Annotated in this window: 23 protein-coding genes; 9 read left to right on the top strand and 14 right to left on the bottom strand. The window is 64.0% G+C overall.

All coding sequences use genetic code 11. The features are described 5' to 3' along the window. Nucleotides 1-2 precede the first annotated feature (2 nt). Nucleotides 3-260, bottom strand: a complete 258-nt coding sequence (gene grxC, locus AC0CMF_RS19615) for a glutaredoxin 3 (RefSeq protein ID WP_072242718.1) — start codon at nt 258-260, stop codon at nt 3-5. 298 nt (nt 261-558) lie between these two features. Next, complete coding sequence (locus AC0CMF_RS19620) at nt 559-1356, bottom strand: ComF family protein (protein WP_374630336.1); 798 nt, start codon at nt 1354-1356, stop codon at nt 559-561. 105 nt (nt 1357-1461) lie between these two features. Here AC0CMF_RS19620 and AC0CMF_RS19625 point away from each other — a divergent pair, with 105 nt between their 5' ends. Next, nucleotides 1462-2352 carry a methyltransferase domain-containing protein gene (locus AC0CMF_RS19625; RefSeq protein WP_122523050.1) on the top strand — a complete coding sequence of 297 codons (891 nt, stop codon included), beginning with the start codon at nt 1462-1464 and terminating at the stop codon, nt 2350-2352. Here the strand turns inward: AC0CMF_RS19625 and AC0CMF_RS19630 are convergent, their stop codons facing one another. The 4 genes from AC0CMF_RS19630 to AC0CMF_RS19645 form a co-directional block, all read right to left on the bottom strand. Then, complete coding sequence (locus AC0CMF_RS19630; RefSeq protein ID WP_197717536.1) at nt 2353-2586, bottom strand: Flp family type IVb pilin; 234 nt, start codon at nt 2584-2586, stop codon at nt 2353-2355. A gap of 49 nt (nt 2587-2635) precedes the next feature. Then, nucleotides 2636-3040, bottom strand: a complete 405-nt coding sequence (mutT, locus tag AC0CMF_RS19635) for an 8-oxo-dGTP diphosphatase MutT (protein WP_050475137.1) — start codon at nt 3038-3040, stop codon at nt 2636-2638. A gap of 76 nt (nt 3041-3116) precedes the next feature. Continuing rightward, a complete protein-coding gene (argJ, locus tag AC0CMF_RS19640) occupies nt 3117-4358 on the bottom strand; it encodes a bifunctional glutamate N-acetyltransferase/amino-acid acetyltransferase ArgJ (protein ID WP_374630335.1) in 1242 nt (413 codons plus the stop codon). Nucleotides 4359-4515: 157 nt separating this feature from the next. Further along, on the bottom strand, nt 4516-5391 hold the full coding sequence (locus AC0CMF_RS19645) for a peptidylprolyl isomerase (RefSeq protein ID WP_050475135.1): 876 nt from the start codon (nt 5389-5391) through the stop codon (nt 4516-4518). 276 nt (nt 5392-5667) lie between these two features. Here AC0CMF_RS19645 and secA point away from each other — a divergent pair, with 276 nt between their 5' ends. From secA to AC0CMF_RS19665, 4 genes are all read left to right on the top strand, one after another. Next, nucleotides 5668-8454: a preprotein translocase subunit SecA gene (gene secA / locus AC0CMF_RS19650; protein ID WP_050475134.1), complete on the top strand. Its 2787-nt coding sequence runs from the start codon at nt 5668-5670 to the stop codon at nt 8452-8454. Nucleotides 8455-8553: 99 nt separating this feature from the next. Further along, nucleotides 8554-9594 carry a glycosyltransferase family 2 protein gene (locus AC0CMF_RS19655; protein ID WP_374630334.1) on the top strand — a complete coding sequence of 347 codons (1041 nt, stop codon included), beginning with the start codon at nt 8554-8556 and terminating at the stop codon, nt 9592-9594. After that, a complete protein-coding gene (locus tag AC0CMF_RS19660) occupies nt 9591-10025 on the top strand; it encodes a GtrA family protein (protein ID WP_050475133.1) in 435 nt (144 codons plus the stop codon). The genes AC0CMF_RS19655 and AC0CMF_RS19660 overlap by 4 nt, the downstream gene beginning before the upstream one ends. 11 nt (nt 10026-10036) lie before the next feature. Beyond that, on the top strand, nt 10037-11530 hold the full coding sequence (locus AC0CMF_RS19665; RefSeq protein ID WP_374630333.1) for a glycosyltransferase family 39 protein: 1494 nt from the start codon (nt 10037-10039) through the stop codon (nt 11528-11530). 424 nt (nt 11531-11954) lie between these two features. Here the strand turns inward: AC0CMF_RS19665 and AC0CMF_RS19670 are convergent, their stop codons facing one another. Next, nucleotides 11955-12575, bottom strand: a complete 621-nt coding sequence (locus tag AC0CMF_RS19670) for a L,D-transpeptidase (protein WP_119396692.1) — start codon at nt 12573-12575, stop codon at nt 11955-11957. 137 nt (nt 12576-12712) lie between these two features. Further along, the gene (locus AC0CMF_RS19675) at nt 12713-13642 is read right to left on the bottom strand and encodes a sugar kinase (RefSeq protein WP_374630332.1); all 930 of its coding nucleotides are present in this window, start codon (nt 13640-13642) and stop codon (nt 12713-12715) included. Between the two features lie 205 nt (nt 13643-13847). On the opposite strand from AC0CMF_RS19675, the gene AC0CMF_RS19680 reads away from it, so the two are divergent. Next, on the top strand, nt 13848-14642 hold the full coding sequence (locus AC0CMF_RS19680; protein ID WP_374630331.1) for an alpha/beta fold hydrolase: 795 nt from the start codon (nt 13848-13850) through the stop codon (nt 14640-14642). Nucleotides 14643-14672: 30 nt separating this feature from the next. Here the strand turns inward: AC0CMF_RS19680 and AC0CMF_RS19685 are convergent, their stop codons facing one another. Together AC0CMF_RS19685 and AC0CMF_RS19690 are read right to left on the bottom strand one after the other, a co-directional pair. Continuing rightward, on the bottom strand, nt 14673-15857 hold the full coding sequence (locus AC0CMF_RS19685; protein ID WP_374630330.1) for an NAD(P)/FAD-dependent oxidoreductase: 1185 nt from the start codon (nt 15855-15857) through the stop codon (nt 14673-14675). A 228-nt stretch (nt 15858-16085) separates the two neighbouring features. Beyond that, nucleotides 16086-18026: a methyl-accepting chemotaxis protein gene (locus AC0CMF_RS19690; protein WP_374630329.1), complete on the bottom strand. Its 1941-nt coding sequence runs from the start codon at nt 18024-18026 to the stop codon at nt 16086-16088. Between the two features lie 266 nt (nt 18027-18292). Here AC0CMF_RS19690 and AC0CMF_RS19695 point away from each other — a divergent pair, with 266 nt between their 5' ends. Beyond that, nucleotides 18293-19171, top strand: a complete 879-nt coding sequence (locus AC0CMF_RS19695; protein WP_050475126.1) for a DMT family transporter — start codon at nt 18293-18295, stop codon at nt 19169-19171. Here AC0CMF_RS19695 and AC0CMF_RS19700 read toward each other — a convergent pair. After that, complete coding sequence (locus tag AC0CMF_RS19700; RefSeq protein ID WP_058898632.1) at nt 19143-20036, bottom strand: YihY/virulence factor BrkB family protein; 894 nt, start codon at nt 20034-20036, stop codon at nt 19143-19145. The genes AC0CMF_RS19695 and AC0CMF_RS19700 overlap by 29 nt on opposite strands. 170 nt (nt 20037-20206) lie before the next feature. Here AC0CMF_RS19700 and AC0CMF_RS19705 point away from each other — a divergent pair, with 170 nt between their 5' ends. Together AC0CMF_RS19705 and AC0CMF_RS19710 are read left to right on the top strand one after the other, a co-directional pair. Then, complete coding sequence (locus AC0CMF_RS19705) at nt 20207-21913, top strand: acyl-CoA dehydrogenase family protein (protein ID WP_374630328.1); 1707 nt, start codon at nt 20207-20209, stop codon at nt 21911-21913. Between the two features lie 94 nt (nt 21914-22007). Continuing rightward, entirely contained in the window at nt 22008-22403 is a 396-nt protein-coding gene (locus AC0CMF_RS19710) for a YkvA family protein (protein WP_082675925.1), read from the top strand. Nucleotides 22404-22427: 24 nt separating this feature from the next. Here AC0CMF_RS19710 and AC0CMF_RS19715 read toward each other — a convergent pair whose 3' ends face one another. The 3 genes from AC0CMF_RS19715 to AC0CMF_RS19725 form a co-directional block, all read right to left on the bottom strand. Further along, the gene (locus AC0CMF_RS19715) at nt 22428-22880 is read right to left on the bottom strand and encodes a translation initiation factor IF-3 (protein WP_122523028.1); all 453 of its coding nucleotides are present in this window, start codon (nt 22878-22880) and stop codon (nt 22428-22430) included. An 80-nt stretch (nt 22881-22960) separates the two neighbouring features. Then, entirely contained in the window at nt 22961-23497 is a 537-nt protein-coding gene (gene thpR / locus AC0CMF_RS19720) for an RNA 2',3'-cyclic phosphodiesterase (RefSeq protein WP_050475124.1), read from the bottom strand. A 197-nt stretch (nt 23498-23694) separates the two neighbouring features. Continuing rightward, nucleotides 23695-24747, bottom strand: coding sequence for an aldo/keto reductase (locus tag AC0CMF_RS19725; RefSeq protein ID WP_374630327.1), 1053 nt, complete (start codon nt 24745-24747; stop codon nt 23695-23697). Nucleotides 24748-24842 lie beyond the last annotated feature (95 nt).

Here is a 24842-nt window from a genome sequence, read left to right on the forward strand (position 1 = left end):
GATCAGGCGGCGAGCATGGGATCGAGCTTGCCCGCCCGGTCCAGATCATGCAGGTCGTCACAGCCGCCCACATGCACCCCGCCGATGAAAATCTGCGGGAAGGTGCTGCGGCCATTGGCCTTGGCAATCATCTCGGCCCTGAGACCCGGATCAAAACTGGCGTCATGCTCGGTATAGACAACGCCCTTGCTGTCCAGAAGGCGCTTGGCCGCAGAACAGTAGCCGCACATCTGCCGGGTGTAGATGATGACTTCAACCACGTTTCAACTCCTTATGGGCAGCTCACCGCCCCTCAGGCCACTGACAGCCCTCACAATCGTCATCCCGGACGCAGCGAAGCGGAGATCCGGGACCGGAGAGCCAAGGCCTTCCGGCTGCAGCTCCCTGAAACAGCATATGCCCCGGCTCACCAGTCCCGGCTCAAGGCCGGGATGACGATGGAGGGGCATCAGCCTGTCAAGAATGCTCACAGACAGTCAAACTGCGCTTACCGGCTTATATCTGCCGGAACTTGCGCCGGACAAGCCCTGAAAATGGCCGTGGCCGGAGGGAAACCAGTCAGTCTGCAGTGAGCGAGGGATCGGCGATGGCGAAGGTGAGCACGTCCACCTGCCGCGCGCCGGCCCGCAGCAGCACCCGCGTGCAGGCCTCAACCGTTGATCCCGTTGTCAGAACATCATCCACCAGCACCACCGGCCGCCCGCTGATCTTCATCACCGCTTCCGGCCGGAGCGCAAAGGCACCGCGCACATTGCGGCTGCGCTCATCCGCATGCAGGCCCACCTGCTGGCGGGTACGGCGCCGCCGCTCCAGCATCAGCGGTTCAAAGCCCACACCCTTGATGCGCGCCACCTCCTGCCCCAGCAAGGCCGCCTGATTGAACCGCCGCTGCCAAAGGCGCGTGCGGTGGAGAGGCACGGGCAGAACCAGCGTGTCAGGCTGGAACAACTCACGCCCGGCAGCTGCCATCAGCCGCCCCATGGGGGCTGCCACCTCACGCCGCCCGCCGAATTTGAGCGCCAGCACCAAGTCCCGCGCCGGGCCGCCATAGAGGGTGGCAGCACGGGCCCGGTTGAAGAGGGGCGGCGAGGCGATGGCGCGGGCACTCAGTCCCTCCGGCCCCAGATCAAACGAGAGCGGCGTGCCATAGCGGGCGCACCAGGGCGCCTCGATGAAGGGCATCTGCCCCCAGCAGGAAGGACAAACGGCATCAGGCTCGGCAGCAGGGGCATCGCAGGTGAGGCAGCGCGGCGGCAGCAGAAAATCGAGCCCGGCGCGCCAGATCCGGCGCAATCCGCCCATCGAGCGGCGGCGCCAGTCAAGGCTGTGTAGGCCTGCATCCGGTTCCTGAAGCATCTGCCGCCTCTTGCAACCCGTGGTTCACGTCACCCTAGCAGCTTTTGACGGAAGCGGAAGGCTGGGCCTATAAGGCAGCATGCCCGGCACCCGGAAGGCACCCACATGACCCGCATCGATCTCATCGACCGTTCCCTCTTCGCCCAGCGGCGCAGCCGTGCCCTTGAGCGCCGGGCGGAAGGTGCCGACTTCCTGCTGGCCGCTGTCGCCGAAGATCTGGCGGACAGGATTGCGGCAGTGACGCGCGAATTCGGCACGGCGGTGGATCTGGGCGGCCACACCGGGCGGATTGCTGAGATCCTGCGCCAAAGCGGCAAGGCGGAGACGGTGCTGCGCGGTGACCTGTTCCTGCCCGACCCTGCCCTGCCTGCCCCGGACTTTGTCTGCGATGACGCGCTTTTGCCCTTGAGGGATGCGTCCGTGGGGCTGATCGTCTCGGCGCTCAGCCTGCAACTCGTCAACGACCTGCCGGGTGCGCTGATCCAGATCCGCCGGGCCTTGCGCCCGGACGGGCTGTTTCTGGGGGCGCTGCTGGGCGGGGATACCTTGAGCGAGTTGCGCGACTGCCTGATGCGGGCGGAGCTGGACGTGACCGGCGGCGCCGCACCCAGGGTCGTGCCCTTTGCCGACACGCGGGATCTTGGCGCCCTGCTGCAGCGCGCAGGCTTTGCCCTGCCGGTCACGGACACGGACAAGCTGACGGTGCGCTACGACAATATCTTCGCGCTGATGCGGGATCTGAAGATGATGGGCGCCACATCGGCGCTGAACGAGCGCAGCCGCAAGCCCCTGTCACGGGCCGTGTTTCTGAAGGCGGCAGAACTCTATGCAGCAGATTACAGCGATCCGGACGGGCGCATCCGCGCAACATTTCAGGTGATGTATCTGTCCGGCTGGGCGCCCCATGAAAGCCAGCAGAAGCCGCTGAAGCCGGGTTCCGCGAAGGCACGGCTGGCCGATGCGCTGAAAGTGCCGGAAGATAAAAGCGGGGCCTGATCAGCCGCCGCGCAGGGCCGTGCTGATGATGGAGAAGGCGGTACCGATATCCTGGCCAATGGACAGGAGGGTCGCCATGATCGCTGCGGAGATGAAGGCCACCATCAGGCCGTATTCCACGGCCGTTGCACCTTTCACGTCGTCCCGGAAGCGGGCCGCCAGATCAAGGCCGATCTGAACGCGCTTCCTGGCGGGGGCACCAAACATGCCTGCCGGATTTTCGTCCAGTCGCATTGCAACTCCTAACCAGCCAGATACGCGGCTGTTTGCCTGTCGGTCTACATCAGGCGCCGACCAACCCGATCAGATGGGGGATCAGCGGCTCATCGGCCGGTGGCATGGGGAATTCCCTGAGCTTGCCTGCCCGCACCCATTTCAGGGTCTGCCCTTCCTGGGCTGCGGGAGTTCCTTGCCATCGCCGACAAACATACAATGGCATGAGGAGGTGAAAATCTTCATAAGCGTGGCTGGCAAAGGTCAGAGGGGCTAGGCACTCTTCCTTAACGCTGATTCCAAGTTCCTCGGAAAGCTCGCGGATCAGGCAGGCTTCCGGCCTTTCTCCAGCTTCCACCTTGCCTCCGGGGAATTCCCAGAGCCCTGCCATGGACTTCCCCTCGGGCCGCTGCGCGATCAGGATACGCCCGTCCGCGTCAATGAGAGCACAGGCAACGACAAGAACCATCCGCATGGCATGTTCCAATTTTAGACAGTTTTGAGCGGGCTCTTAAAAATCTCAGAGCCCGCCCGGAAGAAAGTTTGACGGTTCAGCTGCGGTAATCGCCGTTGATCTCGACATAGGCCTTGGTCAGATCGCAAGTCCACACGGTGGCGGAGCCCTCGCCCAGACCAATCTCTGTGCGGATGACGATATGCTCGCGCTCCATCACGGCGGAAGCGGCCGCCTCCGAGTAATCCGGATCCCGTTCGCCATTGACGGCCACACGCACATCGCCGAACCAGATGGCCAGACGGTCACGGTCCGCCGGCTCACCTGCCTTGCCGACAGCCATGACGACACGGCCCCAGTTGGCATCCTCACCGGCAATGGCGGTCTTCACCAGCGGCGAGTTGGCGATGGACAGGGCAATGCGCTTGGCCGACGCATCGGACGAGGCACCCTCGACGCGCACTTCCACGAACTTGCGGGCGCCTTCGCCATCCCGGACGATCTGGTGGGCCAGATCCTGCATCACCTCGCCCAGTGCCTGACGGAAAGGCTCCAGACGCGGATCGGAAGCCTCAGTCACGCGCACAGCACCGCGTTCGGTTGCCTTGCCGGTGGCAAACAGCAGGGCCGTGTCGGAGGTGGAGGTGTCGCTGTCCACGGTGATGGCATTGAAGCTGCCGCCGACGGCGCCGGAGATCAGCTCCTGCAGCACAGGAGCTGCAACCGGAGCATCGGTGAAGAGGAAGGACAGCATGGTCGCCATGTCCGGGGCGATCATGCCCGCACCCTTGGCAATGCCGTTCAGCGTCACCGGCACACCGCCCAGATCCACCGTGCGGGTGGACACCTTCGGATAGGTGTCGGTGGTCATGATCGCCTTGGCCGTATCGAGCCAGGAACCGGCAACGGCATCAGACACCAGCCCGTCAACGACACCGGAGAACTTGTCCGCAGGCAGCGGTTCGCCGATCACGCCGGTGGAGGCGAGATAGATCTCGCCCTGGGCACAGCCGACCGCCTTGCTGACGATGTCCGCCGAAAGCTCGACCGCTGCCTTGCCCTTCTTGCCGGTGAAGGCATTGGCATTGCCGGAGTTGACCAGCAGCGCCCGGGCCTTGCCGGAAGGCAGATTGGCGCGGCACCAGTCCACCGGGGCGGAGGGGCAGAGCGAGCGGGTGAAGACACCGGCCACTTCCGTGCCCTCATCCATCAGCACAAGGAGCACATCCGTGCGGCCCTTGTACTTGATGCCGGCAGCCGCCGTGGCAAAACGCACGCCTTCGATGACGGGCATCTCAGGGTAGGACTTGGGGGCAAGCGGGGAAACTTCTGTCGACATGACGGCCTCTGGCACTCAAATGCAATGAGCCGCAGCCTTGCCCGATGGAAGGGGGGTGCGCAAGACCCATGACACCCCCTGAAACAGGAAATCCCCCGGCGGGGTGCCGGGGGATCCCTGTCAGACTGGAAGCGCTTTGACTTCCGAACCTTCTATCTTACTGCGCGGCGGGCTTTGCAGCCTCCCCAGCCGGGGCATCGGCAGCAGCATCCTGCTTGATGATTTCCACCGGATTTGCGGCCTTCAGCTCTTCGATCAGCGTTGCATAACGCTCACGCATCAGCATCTGGCGCAGGCCGTCGGAGACCTCTTCCAGCGACGGAGCGCTCTGGATGCGCTTGTCTTCGGATTTGATGATGTGCCAGCCGAACTGGCTCTCAACCGGCTCCTTGGTGTATTCACCCGGCTGCAGGGCAAAGGCAGCCGCCTCGAACTCCGGCACCATGCGGCCCTTGGTGAAATAGTCGAGGTCACCGCCATTGGCAGCCGAACCGTCGCTGGAATTGGCCTTGGCCAGCTCGGCAAAGTCGGCGCCGCCGTCCAGCTCCTTGATCAGCTTCTCGGCGTCTTCCTTGGAGGAAACGAGGATATGGCGGGCACGGACTTCTTCTTCGCCCTGGAAATCCTTGAATTCCTTGTCATAGGCCGCCTTGAGGTCGTCCTCGGTGATGGCGGCATCCAGCTTCTGCGCCACATAGGCATTGCGCAGGGCCTGCGTGGTCATGAAGCGGACCTGGCGCTGGAAGTCCTCATCCTTCTCAAGGCCTTCCTTCTTCGCCGCATCGGACAGAAGCGTCATGTCGATCATCACGTCCGTGAGAATCTGGCGCCACTGGGCCGGCGGGAAGCGCTGCAGCTGCGGGCCAAGGTCACGGGCGGCAAAGGCGATATCGGCTTCGGTGATTTCCGTGCTGCCGACCTTGGCAACAACGTCACCCGGTTCGGCCGCAGACAGGGCCGTGGCACCGAGGCTGAGCGCCGTTGCGGCGATCAGGACCGGGCGCAGGGGGCGGCTCATGAAAGAACGGAACATGTGGAGTCCTTAGGGTCAGAATTTGAACAGCTCTGCACCGCATGAGCGCGAGCTGCCGCAACCTTGCTGAAAGCGGCGGCGTTGACAAGCATCCTACCCCCTCTTATCTGTCGAACGTCCCGCGCCACCTTCAAGGGCGGGGCATCCATGGAACGGCAGCTTCGCAGCCCGCACGCGGGCAGGCAGGCGGACCGTGTACCGGAAATGAGATTTTTTTGAGGGCCGGCGACAGGGGCCTTGCACCTGATGCCGCCCGTCACTTGGAAGGACCGCCACATGGCCGGCCTTGGCGCATTAGCACGTAAGATTTTTGGCTCTCCGAGCGACCGCAAGATCAAGGCCATGAAGGCGAAGGTTGCGGCCATCAATGCTCTCGAAGCCGAAGTACAGGCATTGTCGGATGACGCGCTGCGCGCGCGCACCCAGACCTTCCGCGAGCAGCTGGCCAAAGGCGCCACGCTGGACGACATTCTGGCCCCTGCCTTCGCCACCGTGCGCGAGGCGGCCCGCCGCGCCCTCGGGCAGCGGCACTATGACGTCCAGCTGATCGGCGGCCTTGTCCTCAACTCCGGACAGATCTCCGAGATGCGCACCGGTGAAGGCAAGACGCTGGTCGCCACCGCGCCGGTCTACCTCAACGCTCTTGCTGGCAAGGGCGTTCACGTGGTCACCGTGAACGACTATCTGGCCCAGCGCGACGCCCAGATGATGGGCAAGGTCTACGGCTTCCTGGGCCTCAGCACAGGCGTCATCGTGCATGGCCTGTCCGATGAGGAGCGCCGCGCCGCCTATGCCGCCGACGTGACCTACGGCACCAACAACGAATTCGGCTTCGACTATCTGCGCGACAACATGAAGTACGAGCGCGCTTCGATGGTTCAGCGCGGCCACAACTTCGCCATCGTCGATGAAGTGGACTCGATCCTCATCGACGAGGCGCGCACGCCGCTGATCATCTCCGGCCCGCTGGAAGACCGCTCGGACTTCTACAACACGGTCGATGCCTTCATTCCGGCCCTGACGCCGGAAGATTACGAGATCGACGAGAAGCAGCGCTCGGCCACGTTCACCGAAAGCGGCAACGAAAAGCTGGAAAGCCTGCTGGGTGCAGCCAACCTGCTGCGCAGCGAGTCGCTTTATGACGTGGAAAACGTCAGCGCCGTGCATCACCTGCAGCAGGCGCTGAAGGCCCACAAGCTGTTCCAGCGCGACAAGGACTACATCGTCCGCAACGGCGAAGTGGTGATCATCGACGAATTCACCGGCCGCATGATGCCGGGCCGCCGTTATTCGGAAGGCCTGCATCAGGCGCTGGAAGCGAAGGAAAAGGTCCGCATCCAGCCGGAGAACCAGACCCTCGCCTCGATCACCTTCCAGAATTATTTCCGCATGTATGACAAGCTGGCCGGCATGACCGGTACGGCTGCGACCGAAGCGGACGAGTTCCAGGACATCTACGGGCTGGAAGTGGTCGAGATCCCGACCAACATGCCGGTCAAGCGCGTCGATGACGACGACGAGGTCTACCGGACCGCGGACGAGAAGTTCAACGCCATCGTGGCACTGATCGACGACTGCAAGTCCCGCCAGCAGCCGGTTCTGGTCGGCACCACCTCGATCGAAAAGTCGGAAATGCTGGCCGAACGCCTGCGCCAGCACGGCTACCGGCAGGTGGATGTGACCGATCCCAACGCCTTTGCGCCGCTGCAGAACGGCGATCAGGGCGGCAAGGAAGACAAGGTCTTCGCGGTGCTGAACGCCCGCTACCACGAGCAGGAAGCCTTCATCATCTCCCAGGCCGGTCTGCCCGGTGCCGTGACCATCGCCACCAACATGGCCGGCCGCGGCACGGACATCCAGCTTGGCGGCAATCCGGACATGCGCATCGAGCGCGAACTGGCGGACATGGAAGCCGGCCCCGAGCGTGATGCGCGCGTGGCCGCGATCCGCGCCGAAATCGAGGTCCTGAAGCAGAAGGCACTGACGGCCGGCGGTCTTTACGTCATCGGCACCGAACGCCACGAGAGCCGGCGCATCGACAACCAGTTGCGCGGCCGTTCGGGCCGTCAGGGCGACCCCGGCCATTCCAAGTTCTTCCTGTCGCTGCAGGACGACCTGATGCGCATCTTCGGTTCCGACCGGATGGACTCCATGCTGCAGAAGCTGGGCCTGAAGGACGGCGAGGCCATCATCCATCCCTGGATCAACCGGGCGCTGGCCAAGGCCCAGCAGAAGGTGGAAGCGCGCAACTTCGACATCCGCAAGAACCTGCTGAAGTTCGATGACGTGATGAACGACCAGCGCAAGGTGGTGTTCGAACAGCGCATCGACCTGATGGATGGCGAGGACCTCGGCCAGACCGTGACCGACATGCGTCACGAGATGATCGACAATCTCGTCTCGCGGCATATCCCCGAACGCGCCTATCCCGAACAGTGGGATACGGAAGGCCTGACTAAGGAAGTGCAGACCCTCCTCAACCTTGACCTGCCGATCGTCGACTGGGCCAAGGAAGAGGGCATTGCCGATGAGGAAGTGCGCGAGCGCCTCATGAAGGCCGCCGACGCCGTCATGGAAGACAAGCTCGGCCGTTTCGGCCAGCAGATCATGAGCCAGGTGGAAAAGGCCATCCTGCTGCAGACGCTGGACAATCTCTGGCGCGAGCATCTGGCGAACCTCGATCATCTGCGTTCGGTCATCGGCTTCCGCGGCTATGCCCAGCGTGACCCGCTGCAGGAATACAAGACCGAAGCCTTCAACCTGTTCGAGACCATGCTGACCCAGCTGCGCCAGATCACCACCTCCCAGCTGATGCGGGTGGAACTGGTGACCCAGCAGGCGCCGCAAATGCCGGAAGAGCCGCGCGAGATGCATCCCCATCACCTTGACCCGGTGACGGGCGAGGACGAGATGGCCGATGAGCGGCCGTCGGGCGGTTTTGCTGCCACCGGCATTGCCCGCGACCCGAATGATCCCGCGACCTGGGGCAAGGTCGGCCGCAACGAGGTCTGCCCCTGCGGCTCGGGCAAGAAGTACAAGCACTGCCACGGCGTGCTGAGCTGACAAGAAGCAGATGCCTCCGGCCCGGCCGGGGGCATTTTTCCTGACGGGCCGCCCAGCGGCGTGACCCCGTCCAGAATCCGAATGTGGGATGCCTTCACCATGGACTTCCCGCCCTCAGCGGCCAGCCAGTCCGTCTATCTGGAGCGGCGTGCCGCCCGGCGCCCCTCCCGCCCGCTCTTGTCCATCGTTGTACCCGTCTACAACGAAGCCGAAGTGCTGGATATTTTCCTCACCGAAACTCAGGCAGCCCTTGCCGGCCTTCCCGCGGTGAGCGAATTCATCTTCATTGATGATGGCAGCAGCGACGATACGGCCCGCATCATCTGCCGCCATCTGTCGGAGGGCCTTCCCGGGAAGCTGATCGGCCTGTCGCGCAATTTCGGCAAGGAAGCTGCCCTCACCGCAGGTCTTGACCACGCCAAGGGTGACATTCTCGTCATTCTCGACGCTGACTTGCAGGATCCGCCCGGCCTCATCCCCGAAATGCTGGAACTCTGGAAGCAAGGCTATGACGTGATCTATGGCCTCAGGGTGGACCGGTCGCAGGACACCCTGATGAAGCGCAGCACGGCCAGCATGTTCTACCGGCTCTTCGACCGGCTGACGAATATCCACATGCCGGCCAATGCGGGAGACTTCCGCCTGATCGACCGCAGCGTGGCAGAGTCCCTAGGGCGCCTGCCGGAGCGCAGCCGCTTCATGAAAGGCCTTTTTGCCTGGGTTGGCCATCCCACCACCTTCCTGCCCTACGAGCGCCCGCCGCGGCGGGCCGGGGAAGGCAAGTGGAACTACTGGAAGCTCTGGAACTTCGCCCTTGACGGCCTTGCCAGCTTCACCAGCGTGCCCCTGCGGGTCTGGCTCTATTGCGGCGGGCTCATCGCAACAGCGGCATTTGCCTATGCCATGGTTCTGGTGGCACGGGTCATCCTCTATGGCATCGATGTGCCGGGCTATGCCTCGCTGATGGTGAGTGTCCTGTTCTTCTCGGGGCTGCAATTGCTGTCCATCGGCATCATTGGCGAATACATCGGACGGCTCTTCATCGAAACGAAGCAGCGGCCGGTCTATCTGGTGCAGGACATCATTGAATCGTCCGCAACACCAGCGGGTGCAAATCCCTCCGGCGGGGAGAGCGCATGATGACCCGGGAACGGCAGCAGCGGCTTCTGCGGGAGTTCGCCACCATCGCCCGTTTCGGCATCGTCGGCGTATCGGCCGCCGTTGTGCACGCCTGTGTGGCCGTCGGCCTGCTGGAACTTGCCCATGTGCCGCCGATGCTCTCCAACATCGGCGGGTTTCTGGTCGCCTTCATCGTCTCGTTCACCGGCCATCACGCCTGGAGCTTCCGCTCTGACGATGAGGTACAGACCGGCCAGCGCATGCGCCGCTTCTTCGTGCTGGCTGCCGCCGGCTTCGTGCTGAACAACGGTGCTCTGGCGGCCCTGCTGAAATTCACCCAGCTGCCCGGCGCGGTGGGCATCATCATTGCGATCTTCGTGGTTCCGCCGCTCACCTTCCTCGGCGCCCGGCTCTGGGCCTTTGCCGAACCGTCAAATCCTGCCTCCCGATGACCGGACGACCGATGATGTCAGCCGCCCGCGCAACCCTTCTCTACTGCCTTGCCATCTGCCTGCTCTGGGCCCTGGTGCCGAGTGTGCTGTTTCCCAATCCGCCGCTGGATGTGGTGGAGGGCTTTGCCTGGGGCCGGGATCTGGCGCTCGGCTACACCAAGCACCCGCCGCTGCAGGCCTGGCTGCTGGAGGGGAGCTATCATCTGACCGGCGGCCATGCCTTCGGCGCCTACTGGCTGAGCCAGATCTGCTACGCCCTCACCTATCTGGCGATCTGGCTGCTGGGGCGGGACATGGGCCTTGCGCCCTGGCAGCGGTTCTGGGCCATTGCGGCCACCAGCTGCGCCTTCTACTTCACCCTGCCCGCGCCGGAGTTCAACCCGAACATCCTGCAGATCCCCGTCTGGGCCGGCATGCTGCTGTTCTTCCACCGGGGCCTTGCCCATGGCCGGCTGGCGGACTGGCTGCTGCTCGGCCTTACTGCGGCGCTCGGGCTCTATGCCAAATATTTCACCGGCCTGCTCATCGGCTGCATCGGCCTCTATGCACTGCCCTTCCGCGATGCGCGCCGCTGCCTTGCAACGCCCGGCCCCTATCTGGCCATGGTGCTGGCGCTGGTGCTTTTTGCGCCGCATGTCCGGTGGCTGCTGGAGACGGATTTTCTGACCTTCACCTATGCCGCAAGCCGCAGCGTTCCGGCAGAAGGCATCGCAGACCACATTCTCAACCCGGTCAACTTCCTGCTCGGCCAGTTTGGCAGCATGGCGCCGGTGCTGATCCCCATTTTCGCCGGGCTCGGTCTGGCGGGCCTGCGCGGCACGGCGCCAGAAGGTGAGCCGCCCCGGGGCAGTTCGGCGGATCTGCGGTTCCTGCTGTGGTTCACCCTGCTGCCCGCCCTTGTCGTTATGCTGGTCTCCGGCATCACCGGCAATGCCTTCAAGCAGATGTGGGGCGCGTCCATGTTCACGCTGGCGGGGCTCTTGCTGGTGCGCTTCGCCTCAGCCCGCAACGGCAACTGGTCCATCCGCCGCGCGCTGGCCGCAGCCGCTGCAGTGCAGGTGATCTTCCTCAGCGTCGCAGCCGGGCAGGCGCTGGTGGAGCCGCTGATCAAGAAAAAGCCGACGCGCATTCACTTTCCCGGAGCGGAAGTGGCGGCACAAGCTGAAGCGGCCTGGCGCGAGGCAACCGGCACGCCGCTCACCTATGTGGCAGGCGACATGTGGCCGGCGGCCCATGTCACCCTGTACTCTGCGGACAGGCCGCATCTCTTCACCGATCACATCCCGGCCATCGCCCCGTGGATCAGCATAGAGGACGTGAAGAAGACCGGCGTTCTGGTGATCTGGACCGGTGACAGCGAAACGCCCACCGGCTCGCTGGCCGCGCTCTATCCGGGCCGCCTGCGCGATGGCTTTGCCGATATCCCCTACGCCGCCCCGGCCAAGTGGCCGCCGCTGCGCCTCAACTGGCTGATCGTCCGGCCCGGCGAGGTCGCCGGCGGGTAAGACCGGTTGGTGTTTGCTCCAGCCATCTCCCTTCTCTCCGTCATGCCATGACCTGATCATGGCATCCATGCCGTTTCGGCCCGGCAAGGAGAGAAGCCAGACATGGGTGCAGGGAGATGCCCCACTCCCGGAAAGGACACGGAGTGGATGCCATGATCAAAGCCATGGCAGGACGAAGCCTATTGAGTTTTCTCGTATTTTTCTCGCAAGACGCCGCCTGTTGTTCGCCCCGGCCATCTCCTTCTCTCCGTCATGCCATGACTTGATCATGGCATCCATGCCGTTTCGCCACGGCAAGCGGAGAAGCCAGACATGGGTGCAGAGAGATGCCCCACACCCGGAGACGACACGGGGTGGATGCCATGGTCAAAGCCATGGCATGACGAAACTCATTGAGTTTTCCCGTAGTCTCCTCTGGAGAGCCTCAGCGGATCACCACCTTGGCGCCCACGGAAACCTCGCTGTAGAGGTGCTCCACGTCATCGTTCCACATGCGGAAGCAGCCGGAGGAGACGGCCTGGCCGATGCTCCAGTCCTCGTTGGTGCCGTGAATGCGGTAGACCGTGTTGCCCAGATACAGCGCACGGGCGCCCATCGGGTTCTGCGGGCCGCCAGCCATGAAGGCAGGCAGCTTGCGGCCTTTCTTGCGCTCGCGGGCGATCATTTCCGGCGGCGGCGTCCAGCCCGGCCACTCGGCCTTGCGGGTGACCTTTTCCTCGCCCTTCCAGGTGAAGCCGTCCCGGCCGACGCCGATGCCGTAACGCATGGCCTTGCCGTTCCCCAGCACGTGGTAAAGGCGGCGCTCCGTGGTGTCGACGATGATCGTGCCGGGCGCCTCCGGGCCGCGGTAATCCACCGTCTTGCGCTTGTATTCCCGGCGGGCGATCTTCGCCGCCACTTCCGGGGTCAGCTTCATTTCCAGCCACTGGCGCGTGACCGGATCATAATAGGTGTTGTCATAGGCCGATGCGGGCACGGCAGAAAATGCGCTCAAGGCGATGCCGGCAGCAGCAGCCATGAAGGTCAGGCGGGACAGACGGTGCATGGGAAGGCTCGCTGGAAGGTTTCGGTTGGATCAAACACAGGAACGCAACGGGAGTGCCCGCACGGTGACGGGCTGAAACTCCAGTATTTCTAGCGTTTTCGTGGTGAAGAAACCGTTACATGTCCAGGCGGAAAGCCTCAGCCTGCTTTTCCGGCCAGAAATGCTTCCACATCCGCCCGGCGCGGCAGCGGCGCGACCGCGCCATAGCCGGTGACAGAGAGCGCTGCCGCCGCATTGGCATGGGCCGCAGCCGCAAATGCATCGCCGCTGCGCAGATACTCAGCCAGGAACGCACCGTCAAAGGCGTCGCCTGCACCCGTCGCATCCACGGCCTTCACCTTGTGGGCCGCCAGCGTCTCGCGGCGCTCTGCCGTAGCAACCAGCACGCCATCGCCGCCCATGGTCAGCGCCACCACCTTGGCCCCAAGACCCAGCAGCTCATCGGCAATGCCATCGGCATCCTGCGCATGGCAGATCTGGCGGGCGTCATCGAGGCCCGGCAGAATGATATCCGTCATGCCGATGGTGGAGCGGATGACGGCACGGGCGCGGGCCAGCGGCCACAAAGCAAGGCGCAGGTTGGTGTCGTAAGAGATCAGGCCGCCCGCAGCGCGCACCTGTTCGACGGCCGCAAAGCAGGCGTCGCAGGCAGACGCTGAAATCGCCTGGCTGATGGCGGAGAAATGCAGCACGCGGGTGCTGGCCAGCATGTCCTTCGGCAGGTCGCGCGGCTGGTAGAGGCTGGCGGCAGAGCCTGCCCGGCGGTAGGAGAAGCGGTGGCCATCGGCGCCGTGGGTGACGAAATAGATGCCGGTCGGCGCATCCGGGTTGGCCTTGACCTCGCTGTCGTCCACGCCTTCCGCCTTCCACATGGCGCGCAGGCTGTCGCCGAACACATCGGTGCCCAGAGCCGTCGCCAGTGCCACGCGGGCACCCTGACGGGCCGCAGCGACAGCGGCGTTGGACACATCGCCGCCAAAACCGGGATGATAGGCACCACCGGCCTCATGCTGGTTCAGCTCAACCATGGGCTCGCCAAGGCAAACGATATCCACCGCGCTCGTCATCTGAAAATCACCCTGAAACAAAGAGGTTTGCCGCTTCTAGACCAGCCGGAGAGCAATGAGAAGCATCTTTCAATCGATTTAATCCGGCAGCAGCCGTGAAGTCCATCCCCTTGAACGGCCACCTCCGCCCGCCATTCGGGCGGCTAGGCAGAGCGGAACCGGGACGTTATCTAGAGGCAAACTCATCCAGCGCCGGAAAGCCGCCATGTCCATCAGCCTGAAGCCCGATCTCCCCGCCCACCTGCCCTATGCCGAGCAGGGCACGGACCAGACCGGTACACCCCTGGTGCTGCTGCATGGCTTTGGCGGCGACCGGCAGGGCTGGCTGAACATCCAGACCGGTCTTTCCACCCGCCTGCGCAGCATCGCCTTTGATCTGCCGGGTCACGGCACGGCCGTGGGCTGGCCGCGCATCGGCAATGCCGGCATCTCGGCCAAGGCTGTCAGCCAGTCTCTCGACGCGCTGGAACTGGAAAAGGTGCATCTGGCGGGCCACTCCATGGGCGGCGCCGTTGCCGCGCTCATCGCGCTGCGCATGCCGGAGCGCATCGCCAGCCTGACACTGGTCGGCCCCGGCGGTTTCGGGCCGCAGATCAATGCGGACCTGCTGCGCCGCTACGCCTCGGCGGCGGAGGAAGAGGAGCTTGCCGCCCTGTTGCCGGAATTCTTCGCCCCCTCCTTCCGCATGCCGCGCCAGCTCGCCCGCCACGCCTCGGAAGCAAGGTCACGGCCGGGTGCTGTCGAAGCGCTGCAGGAGATCGTCGAAGAGATCCTTGACGGTGACGGGCAGAAGACCCTGCCGCTTGGAGATGTCGCGGCGCTGCCCCTGCCGGTTCAGGTGATCTGGGGCCTTGAGGACGGCGTGCTGCCCGTGAGCCAGAGCGCGGGCCTGCCGGACAGCATCGCCGTGCACCGCCTCGCAGACACCGGCCATATGCCGCATCTGGAGCAGCCGCGCGACGTCATCCGCCTCATCGCGGAGATCACCGGCGGGCGCTGACGCCCGCTGGCGGGACAAACAGAAGGCGCCTCAAGCAGGGGGCAGAAGATCTTCGCGCCAGGCTTCGCCGATGGTCCGGCGGGCCATCATGTGCGAGCGCGGGGCATTGACGCTGTCCACGGCAATCAGGCGGCCGTCCTTCAGATAGGCAACGTAGAACTTTGCTTCCGCAGGCTCGCCCACCGTAATGGTCTGGTCATAGCCTTCGGACAGGCCCGCGATCTGCAGCTTGACGTGATACTGATCCGACCAGAACCAGGGCAGCGGATCATAGTCCACCGGCTGGCCCAGAATGGCCTGCGCCACCGCCTTGGCCTGATCGATGGCGTTCTGCACGCTTTCCAGCCGCACATCGCGGCCATAGCGGGCGGAGCGGAAGCGGGTGCAGTCGCCGCAGGCATAGACGTCCGGATCGCTGGTGCGGCCGGAAGCATCCACGAGAATGCCGCCATCCACATCCAGCCCGGCATCTGCCGCAAGCTCCGTATTCGGCAGGGCGCCAACGGCGATCAGCACCAGATCCGCCTCGACGAGGCTGCCATCGGCCAGCCGTACGCCGGTTACTGCCGCTTCACCCTCAATCCCGGCAACGCCTGCGTTCAGGCGCAGATCGACGCCCTGCTCCCGGTGAAGACCTTCGTAGAAGGCTGAGATAACAGGTGACACGACGCGCTTCAGCACCCGGTCCTGCGCCTCGATCACGGTCACCGCCTTGCCCATGGCGCGGGCAACGGCAGCCACTTCAAGGCCGATGTAACCGGCACCGATGACAGCCAGACGGGAATGGGCGGAGAGCGCCTTGCGGATATGGTCCACATCGGCAATCGAGCGCAGGCTCAGGACACCCGGCAGATTGCTGCCCGGCAGCGGCACAGCGCGGGCGCGGGTGCCGGTGGCAATGATCAGCTTGCTGTAGGCCAGCTCCTCACCGCTCGACAGAACCACGGTCTTGCCTGTGCGGTCGATGGCGGTCGCCTGGACGCCGGTCCTCAGGCCGATGCCCTGCGTTTCATAGAAGGCTGCCGGGCGCAGCCACAGGCCTTCTGCATCGGTCTCGCCGGAGAGAAATTTCTTGGACAGCGGCGGCCGCTGATACGGGGGATGCGGCTCGTCACCCAGAAGATGGATGGCACCTGCAAATCCGCCCTGGCGAAGGGACTGCGCCACCTGCGCGCCAGCCTGGCCCGCACCGATGATGACGATACTCTCCTGCATGACAACTCCCGGCCCGCGGCCCGATATATTCTTTGGGGCCTATCGATAGCGGGAAAAGCCGGGTAAGGCAAAGGCCCTTGCCGGACAAGCTTCACACAAGGTTCACGTGGAAGGATTTGTCCGCAAAAAGAAAAACATGGGCGGGAAACCCCACCCATGTTGAAAGACCGGTTCAGGCCCCATCGCCCTGGTTCAATCAATCCGGACGCATCGTTAGGGCCGTCTCGTTCAGGCCGCGCGCACACCTTCAAGGAAGCTGCGGATTTCCTTGCGCAGAACACCGGCCTGCTCGGACAGAAGCTGCGACAGGCGGTCAACCTCGTCTCCGCTGGAACGTGCGTGCTGCGTGGCATTGACAACGGCAGACATACGCTCGGCCCCTTCTTCCGACCGGCTGGACGCATCGGCAACATTCGCCGCAATACCGCTGACGGCCGCTTCCTGCTGCTCGACGGCAGCAGCGACGGCAACAGCCAGATTGTCCATGTCGGAAATGATGTCCCGCACTTCCGAGATGGCCGTCACGGCGCCGGCAGACGCATTCTGGATCGCCTCCACCTGCGCGGCGATATCCTCGGTTGCCTTGGACGTCTGGTTGGCCAGCGCCTTCACCTCGGCCGCCACGACCGCAAACCCCTTGCCCGCCTCTCCGGCGCGGGCCGCTTCGATGGTGGCATTGAGGGCGAGAAGATTGGTCTGGTTGGCGATATCCCGAATGAGACTCATCACGGCGCCGATCCGGTCCGCCGCGCTCGAAAGCGCCTGCATGGTGGAGAAGGTGGATTCTGCCCCGGCCACAGCCTGCTTGGCGACCTTCGTCGACCGGTCAGCCTGATTGGCAATTTCCTTGATGGAAGCTGCCAGTTCTTCCGTTGCCCCGGCTGCGGACGTCACATTCTGGGCCGCGACGCGCACGCTCTGGCCGGCATTGCCGGCCTGTGCCGCCACCTCATCGGAGGCATGTTCCACGGCGGACGAAGCCTGGCCGAGATCCTTTGATGCGGCATCGAGACTGTCGAGCGCGCGCTGAACGGTCTGCTCGAAGGTGCCGATGATGGCTTCCAGCCGGCGCACACGCTCATCACGTGCCGCATTCTCCTCGGCCTGCGCAGCTTCGAGGCGGATACGCTCGGCCGCATTGTCACGGAACACCCGGACAGTGCGCACCATGGCTGCAATCTCATCGCGGGAATTGCTCTGCGGCAGCTCCACATCCGTCTGGCCGCTGGCAAGACGCTCCATGGATGTCTGCAGCCGAGTCAGGGGGCCGGATACGGAGCGCCCGATGGCAAAGGCAAGCGCCGGCAGGCCAACCAGCATGGCCAGAATGATGCCGTAGACCACAAGCGAGGACAGCTGACGCACATCAGCCAGCTGCGCAGCCGCTTCAGCATCGCCTGCCCGTGCCGCACTGATCAGCGCCTCGATATGCGGCGGCAGCAGCATGAACAGGTCTTCAACCAGGGTGATCTTGTCCGAGCGCACCACCAGCGCATCCGCATAGGCATCGAAGGCGGACTTGTAACCCGTCATGCTGGTCTCGATCTCGGCTTTCACCTCATTGGGAATATAGGCCCGGCCCAGCATCTTGGTGTACATGGCAAAGGCCTCATCGAACTCCTCGCGCGGCCCGCCTCCCGAAAGGGTGAACTTGCGCTCGGCGAGCTGCACTTCCATGACCGTACGCACGAGCTTTTCAAAATCGGAAGCACCACCGAACTTGAGCTCGTCATTGATCCGGTTCTTCGCCTTGTCAGCAAGGACGGTCAGATCCGCCCTGAGGCCCGAGCTGCCGTCAAAACCGATCTTCTCCTGAATGGCATGCAGCTCCGCGAAAGCACCGCCAATGGCCGAGACCGTATCCTGCACATCCGCCGTCTCGTTCGACAGGGGCTTGGCGGCGGGCATGGCGGCAATCCCGGCAATACCGGCTTCGGCCTTCGCTGCCTCCGCCTTGAAACTGTCAAAGACGGCAGCAGAGGGGGCCGAGAGATAGAGCTTTTCCTCGATCTGCATCTGTTTGGCGATACCGGCAAAATCATAGGCCGCGCGCGCCAGGTTGGTGTTCGCCTCGGAGGCCCGGAAAGCATCCTCCACCTTGGACTGGCTCCACCAGAAGGCAGCCCCCACCACCAGCAGGCCCACGGCCGTGATAAGACTGATGGACAAGATCCGCGCACGTACTGTAAGCCCGTTCGCGGACCGGCCTCCGCCACCGGTTTGTGCAGAAAGGGCCTGTTCTGGAATGGTGTGTGTGTTCCGGATCATTCAGACGTTTCCCATCAGGTGACAGCCACTACACGCTGGCTCGGTATTCTTAACAGCAAGAGCCGTTAATGCGGGCTGAATACACCTCTAGGAACAGGCGCCTTTGCTGATTAAATTTTCACCACGCATGCACTTCTTGACACCACAAACCGCAACCCGGCAGACATATGTCTATACAAACACAGAAACTCGCCCCAATTGCGTTCATTTCACTTTGGTCGACCGGGTTTATCGGCTCCAAACTTGGAGCACCGTTCATTGAACCTTTTGTTTTTCTGGCTCTGAGATACGCTTTCGCCGTTCCGTTGCTGATTGGCCTTGGCGTTTTGCTGGGCTCCGGCCGGCGCCTGCCGGTGAAAACCGCGATTCACTGCATGGTCACCGGCATTCTTGTGCATGGCATCTATCTGGGCGGTGTGTTCTGGGCCATCCGGCAAGGGTTGCCCGCAGGTGCAGCCGCGCTGATGGTCGGCGTGCAGCCGGTTGTGACCGCACTCGCGGCCGGCTGGCTTTTGAAAGAGCAGATCACCTGGCGCCACTGGCTGGGCTTTGCCGGTGGCTCTGCCGGCCTTCTCCTGGTGCTGCTGCCCAAGCTTGGCGAAGCGGCCTCCGGCATCACCTCCGTGACCGTCTCCGTCATGCTGGTGTCCGTCATCGCCATCAGCCTGGGCACGGTCTACCAGAAGCGCTTCGTGCAAGGCGCAGACCACGTGACCGGCACCACCTGGCAATATGCCGGCGCATTGCTCTTCACGGTGCCGCTGACCTTCACCGAAACCTGGGAGATCACCTGGTCGCCCCAGCTCATTTTTGCAATGGCCTGGCTTGTGCTGGTGCTGTCCATCGGCGCCATCCTGTTGCTGATGTACATGATCCGCACCGGATCGGCTGCAGAAGTCGGATCCCTGTTCTATCTGGTGCCCGCCGCCACGACGCTGGAAAGCTATTTCCTGTTTGGCGAAACGCTCACCCTTGTCCAGATCGCAGGCATGGTGCTGATCATGGCGGCGATCCTGTTCATCCGCCGGAAGCCCCGTCCGGCGTGACCCGGCGCGCCGCCCTGCGCTGCGCCAGCGTCCTCTGGCGCAGGATGGCGGCATTCAGCTCACCCCCGATCAGCAGCAGCACGGCAAGAATGTAGAGAAAGACCAGCGCCGACATGACGCCGGCCAGACCGGCATAGGTGGAGACGTAATCCGCGTAGCCCGCCAGATACCAGCCGAAGACCGTGCCGGACGCCACCCAGAGCACCAGCGTCAACACCACCCCCGGCAGCGCATCCATCATGCTGCGGTGCCCGGCCGGAAGCAGCCAGTGAATGGCATAAAGGCCGGCAAAGCCGAGGAAACCGGCGATGACATAGCGGGTCAGGTGCAGTTCCTGGAAGACTTCCGCCAGCCCCGGAAACCACTTGAGGGCCGCCGACAGGACCAGCGGCGCCAGCACCACGAGAAAGGTGAAGGCAATCAGCGCCACCGAGCCAAGGATCACGATCAGGATCGCCTGCAGCCGCAGCCAGATGAAGGACCGTGTCTCCCGCACCCGGTAGGCCCGGTTGAGTGCCAGCCGCACCGCGCTGACCCCGTTGGAGGCAAACCACAGGGCCGCCACGGCGCCAAAGGTCAGGAGGTCACCACGGCGCACTGTCAGCACCTTGTTGATCTCATCGGCGACAGGGGCCGCCACACTCTCCGGCCAGGCATCAAAAATCAGCGCCGAGACCTGATCGGCCACGCCCGAGAGCCCCAGAAAACCGGTGAGGGCGGCGATGAAGATCAGGAACGGGAACAGCGCCAGCAGCGTCGACAGCGCCACATGGCTGGCCATGGCCCAGCCATCATCCGTATTGAAGTGGCTGACCGCATCCCACAGGACGCGGAAGCTGGCGGGCAGAGACTTTATCAGTTTCATATCCCCGATGTGGCCCGTTTGGCGTGCAGGCGTCAAGCCCATGTTGCCTTTGCGGCACTGTCTGCTTGGCCGAAAGGCGTAGAGCTGTGGCCTCGACAAAGCCGCAGGTGCAGCGCAACATGCTTTCCAGAATGCGACGCAACAAACAACAAATGCAAAGGGACGGACGGATGGGCATGGCTCTGGGACAAAAGACAGCCAGTGGGGCAGCCGGTGAGGACAGTGCAGTGGAACATCTGTTTGCGCAAACGGGAGAGGCCGTAGCCGCGCTGGACACCTTGCTGGATGCCGCCACCCGTGCCGTGCGGGCGAAGGTGACGGACGGCAAGGGCCTGTCTGCCGAGGCCATGGACCGGCACCAGCACGCCACCCACGGGCTCGCCTGGCTTGCGACCTATGTGGAAGCCCTGCGGCAGATGGATGCCTATGGCCAGCGCCTGCGGACGGAAGGGCGCCTCGGACGCCTTGAGGAACTGACCCTCCGCCTCGGCTTCAGCGAATATCTGGCACAGATTCTGGGCGGCATTCCGATGAACCAGGGCGAGTTCATCCGCCTTGCCAGCCTCGGCCTTGGAGAAGCGGACACCGCCGCCCTGCGGTCCTGTTCTGCTGACCTGATTGCACAGGGCTCCAGCCCGGAGCTGCGGGCAGAACTTGCAGAGCTCATCCGTCATCAGGAAGGCCATTCGATTTTCGGCGACAGCGGCCTTGATGAAACGCTGGAGCAGATCCGCAGCGAAATGCGCCGCTTCGCCGATGACAAGGTAAGCCCCCATGCGCATCAGTGGCACCTCGACAACGACTATATCCCGCTCGGCGTCATCACCCAGATGGCGGAACTCGGCGTCTTTGGCCTGACCATTCCGGAAGAATACGGCGGGATGGGCCTTGGCAAGCAGAGCATGGTTGTCGTCTCGGAGGAACTGTCACGCGCCTATATCGGCGTCGGCTCGCTCGGCACCCGCTCGGAAATTGCGGCAGAGCTGATCCTGTGCGGCGGCACCGAAGAGCAGAAGGCGCACTGGCTGCCGAAGATCGCCTCGGGCGAGATCCTGCCCACCGCCGTCTTCACCGAGCCCAACACCGGCTCCGACCTTGCCTCGCTGCGCACCCGCGCCGTGAAGGAGGGGGACGTGTGGAAGGTTTCCGGCAACAAGACCTGGATCACCCATCCGGTGCGTGCCGACATCATGACGCTGCTGGCCCGCACCAACCCGGACGAGCCGGGCTACAAGGGCCTGTCCATGTTCATCGCCGAGAAGCCGCGCGGCACGGATGAGGATCCCTTCCCTGCGCCCGGCATGTCCGGCGGCGAGATCGAGGTGCTCGGCTACCGGGGCATGAAGGAATACGAGATCGCCTTTGACGGCTTCGAGGTGAAGGCGGAGAACCTGCTCGGCGGCGAAACCGGTCAGGGCTTCAAGCAGCTGATGCAGACCTTCGAGGGCGCCCGCATCCAGACCGCTGCCCGCGCCCTGGGTGTTGCGCAAGCCGCACTCGACCTCGGGCTTCGCTATGCGCAGGAGCGCATCCAGTTCGGCAAGCCTCTGATCAGCTTCCCGCGCGTTTCCGACAAGCTGGCGCTGATGGCGGCCGAACTGATGCTGGCCCGCCAGCTGACCTATTTCTCCGCCGCCGAGAAGGACTCCGGCCGCCGCTGCGATCTGGAAGCAGGCATGGCCAAGCTGCTGGGCGCGCGTGTTGCCTGGGCAGCGGCGGACAATGCCCTGCAGATCCACGGCGGCAATGGCTTTGCACTGGAGTATCAGATTTCCCGCGTGCTCTGCGACGCCCGGATCCTCAACATCTTCGAGGGTGCGGCGGAAATCCAGGCCCAGGTCATCGCCCGGCGCGTGCTGGAAACCCGGGCGCTCTGACGGGCGTCCGGCTGCCATCCCTTGAGGCTGCAGCGCGGCGCCACCATATTCTGTCCGTAGCCGGCAAGCACAAGAAGCACCGGCTGCGGAGAGGATGGCCATGACGCATCATACCGAAGCATCCGGCTTTGATCCGGAAATCCTTGGGCCGGAGCTGGGCACGGACGAGCAGAAGTCCCGCCGTGTCCGGGAGAAGCTGCTGGAGACGCTGCGCAAGGCGGCCCGGCAGGTGCCCTTCATGGAAGATGTGGTGGCCGCCTACTTCTGTGCGCTTGATCCGGCAACCCCGCGCAAGGTGCGCGCCACGCTGCTGGCGGCACTCGCCTATTTCGTCCTGCCGCTGGACCTGGTGCCGGATTTCATCCTCGGCATCGGCTTTGGCGATGATGCCACCGTGCTGATGGGCGCCATCGCCATGGTACGCGCCCATATGCGGCCGGAACATACCGAGGCTGCGAAAGACGTGCTCGCGGGCAACAGGCCGCTCTGATCCGGACGGAACTTCAAAGCAGCCTCAGCCCGGCCTGTCGGCCGTGCTTCTCCAGCAGCCGGATGTGCGCCCGGCAATCACCCAGTAGATGATGCCGCCGGTAAAGCCGGAGGCCAGCGCCACCGTGGTACCCGGCAGCCACCCGCTGCGGCCATTGGCGACGAGGCTGCTGTCCCCCATGATCCAGAGCCCGGCCGCGATCAGCCCCGCCAGCCCCACGTGATAGACGATGCTGCGCAGCCGCAGCACTTCGGCAAGAGCGATGGCGATGAAAGAAGGCGCGAAGGCAAGCGCACCCAGAAAGGCCGCAGAGACGAGCGCCGTGCCGGTGACCGCACCGGCCATCACCGGATCCTGCTGCGCAAACACATCCCGGAAAAAGCCGAAGGCCAGAAAGCCCGCCGCCCCCAGCAGCCCCAGAATGAAACCGGTCACTGCCTTGACCACCTGCAGCACCAGCAAACCGCCGTCAATCATGCCTTCTGTCCCTGCCTGAAACCGGTCCCAGCCTGCCGCGCCAACTGGCCCGTTTCAAGGCAGGCCAGTTGCACACCCCTTTACGCGGCCAGCGGAAAGGCTTCCTCGACAAGATAGGGTCCGCCGCCGATGCTGGCACGGGAGGAGAACAGGACAAAGCGCCCGGCAAGGAAAGTTGGCGCCTGAAAACTGCCGCGCTCCGTCAGCCAGCGGGCAACGTCAGCGTTGCTGGCCGTCTTGCAGCGGGCAATCGTGACATGCGGCATGTATTTGCGCCGCTCCGGCGGCAGCCCCAGCCGCTGCAGGATACGCTCCTGCTCGGCCTGAAGCTCGGCCAGCTGGGCGGAAGGTTCCACCCGCGCCCAGATGGAATGCGGCTTGCCATTGCCGAAGGAGCCAAGGCCGTTGAGCCGGATTTCGATTGGGTCCCGCCGGATGCGCGACAGGGCATCGGCCACCTCGTCAGCCGTGCGGTCATCGATATCGCCGATGAAGCGCAGGGTGATGTGGTAGTTTTCGGGATCAATCCAGCGGGCGCCCCGCAGGCCTCCGCGGAGCATGGACAGGTGCAGGCCGGTTTGGGCCGGAATTTCGAGACCTGTAAACAATCGCGGCATCGGGCAACCCTCCGCTGTCGCTGGTCCCTCCATCAGGGGACATCTTGCCGCACTGCGCAAGGAAATTCGCAAAGGCCTTGAAAAGACGGGGCTTTGCGCTCCCGAAATGAAGCGCGGCGCAAAACGCGCCGCACAAGTTGTTGATTCGCAGGCTCTCCCTGCCCTTGCGGCAGCCATGTCACAGGCCACCACACAGATCAGGGCGAAGTGTTGCCATGCATCTGGTGCAGCAGGTCGATCTTGCCGATCAGCTCCGGCGAAAGCTTCACATCCGCCGCGCCGATGGCCACCTGCAACTGCGCCATGGAGGTTGCTCCGATGATCACCGAGGTCATGAAGCTGCGGGTCAGCGGGAAGACGATGGCGAGCTGGGCCGGATCCATGCCGGCCGAACGGGCCAGTTCCACATAGGCGCGGATGGCTTCTTCGGCGCCCGGCTTCTCATAGCGCTGCAGGCGGTTGTAGAGCTGCTTGCGCGATCCGGCCGGCAGCGCGCCATCCAGATACTTGCCCGTCAGCGCGCCTTGCGCCAGCGGCGAATAGCCGAGCAGGCCGACATCCTCGCGCAAGGAGACTTCGGCCAGCCCCGTCTCGAAGGTGCGGTTCAGCATGTTGTAGGCGTTCTGGATCGACACCGGCCGGGCAAGGCCTTCGGTCTCGGCCAGCTTCAGATAGGTCATCGTGCCCCAGGCGCTTTCGTTCGACAGGCCGATGTGGCGCACCTTGCCTTCCTTGACGAGTTCACTCAGGGCCGCCAGCGTTTCGGCAATCGGCGTCTCGTCCGCAGCGGGCGCCGGATCGTTCCAGCGGGTGGGGTTGGAGCCGAAGCCGGGGACCGTGCGGTCCGGCCAGTGCACCTGATAGAGATCGACGTAATCGGTCTGCAGGTTGTTCAGGCTGCGCTCGATCGCCTCACGGATCTGCGGGCGGGTGAGGCGCACCTCTTCACCGGACTTGCGGTAGTAGGTGCTGTCCGAACGGCCCGCCACCTTGGTGGCCAGAACAATCTTGTCCCGGTTGCCGCGCGCCTTCAGCCAGGTGCCGATGATGCGCTCGGTCCGCCCCTGCGTCTCGCCGCTGGGCGGGATCGGATACATCTCGGCGGTGTCGAAGAAGTTGACGCCATGGTCCAGCGCATAGTCGAGCTGGGCATGACCTTCAGCTTCCGTGTTCTGCTCGCCAAAGGTCATGGTGCCAAGGCAGATCGAGCTGACCATGATATCCGTGCGGCCAAGACGGCGTTGATCCATCGGAACATCCCTCGTGTTTCGAAAGGTCTTTGTTCAAGACGTTGTTCAAGACAATGTGGCAGGTGCGGCAAGCCGCGAAAGGCAGGACCCGGCGG

Source organism: Pannonibacter sp. CBAS1226 (assembly GCF_055685825.1).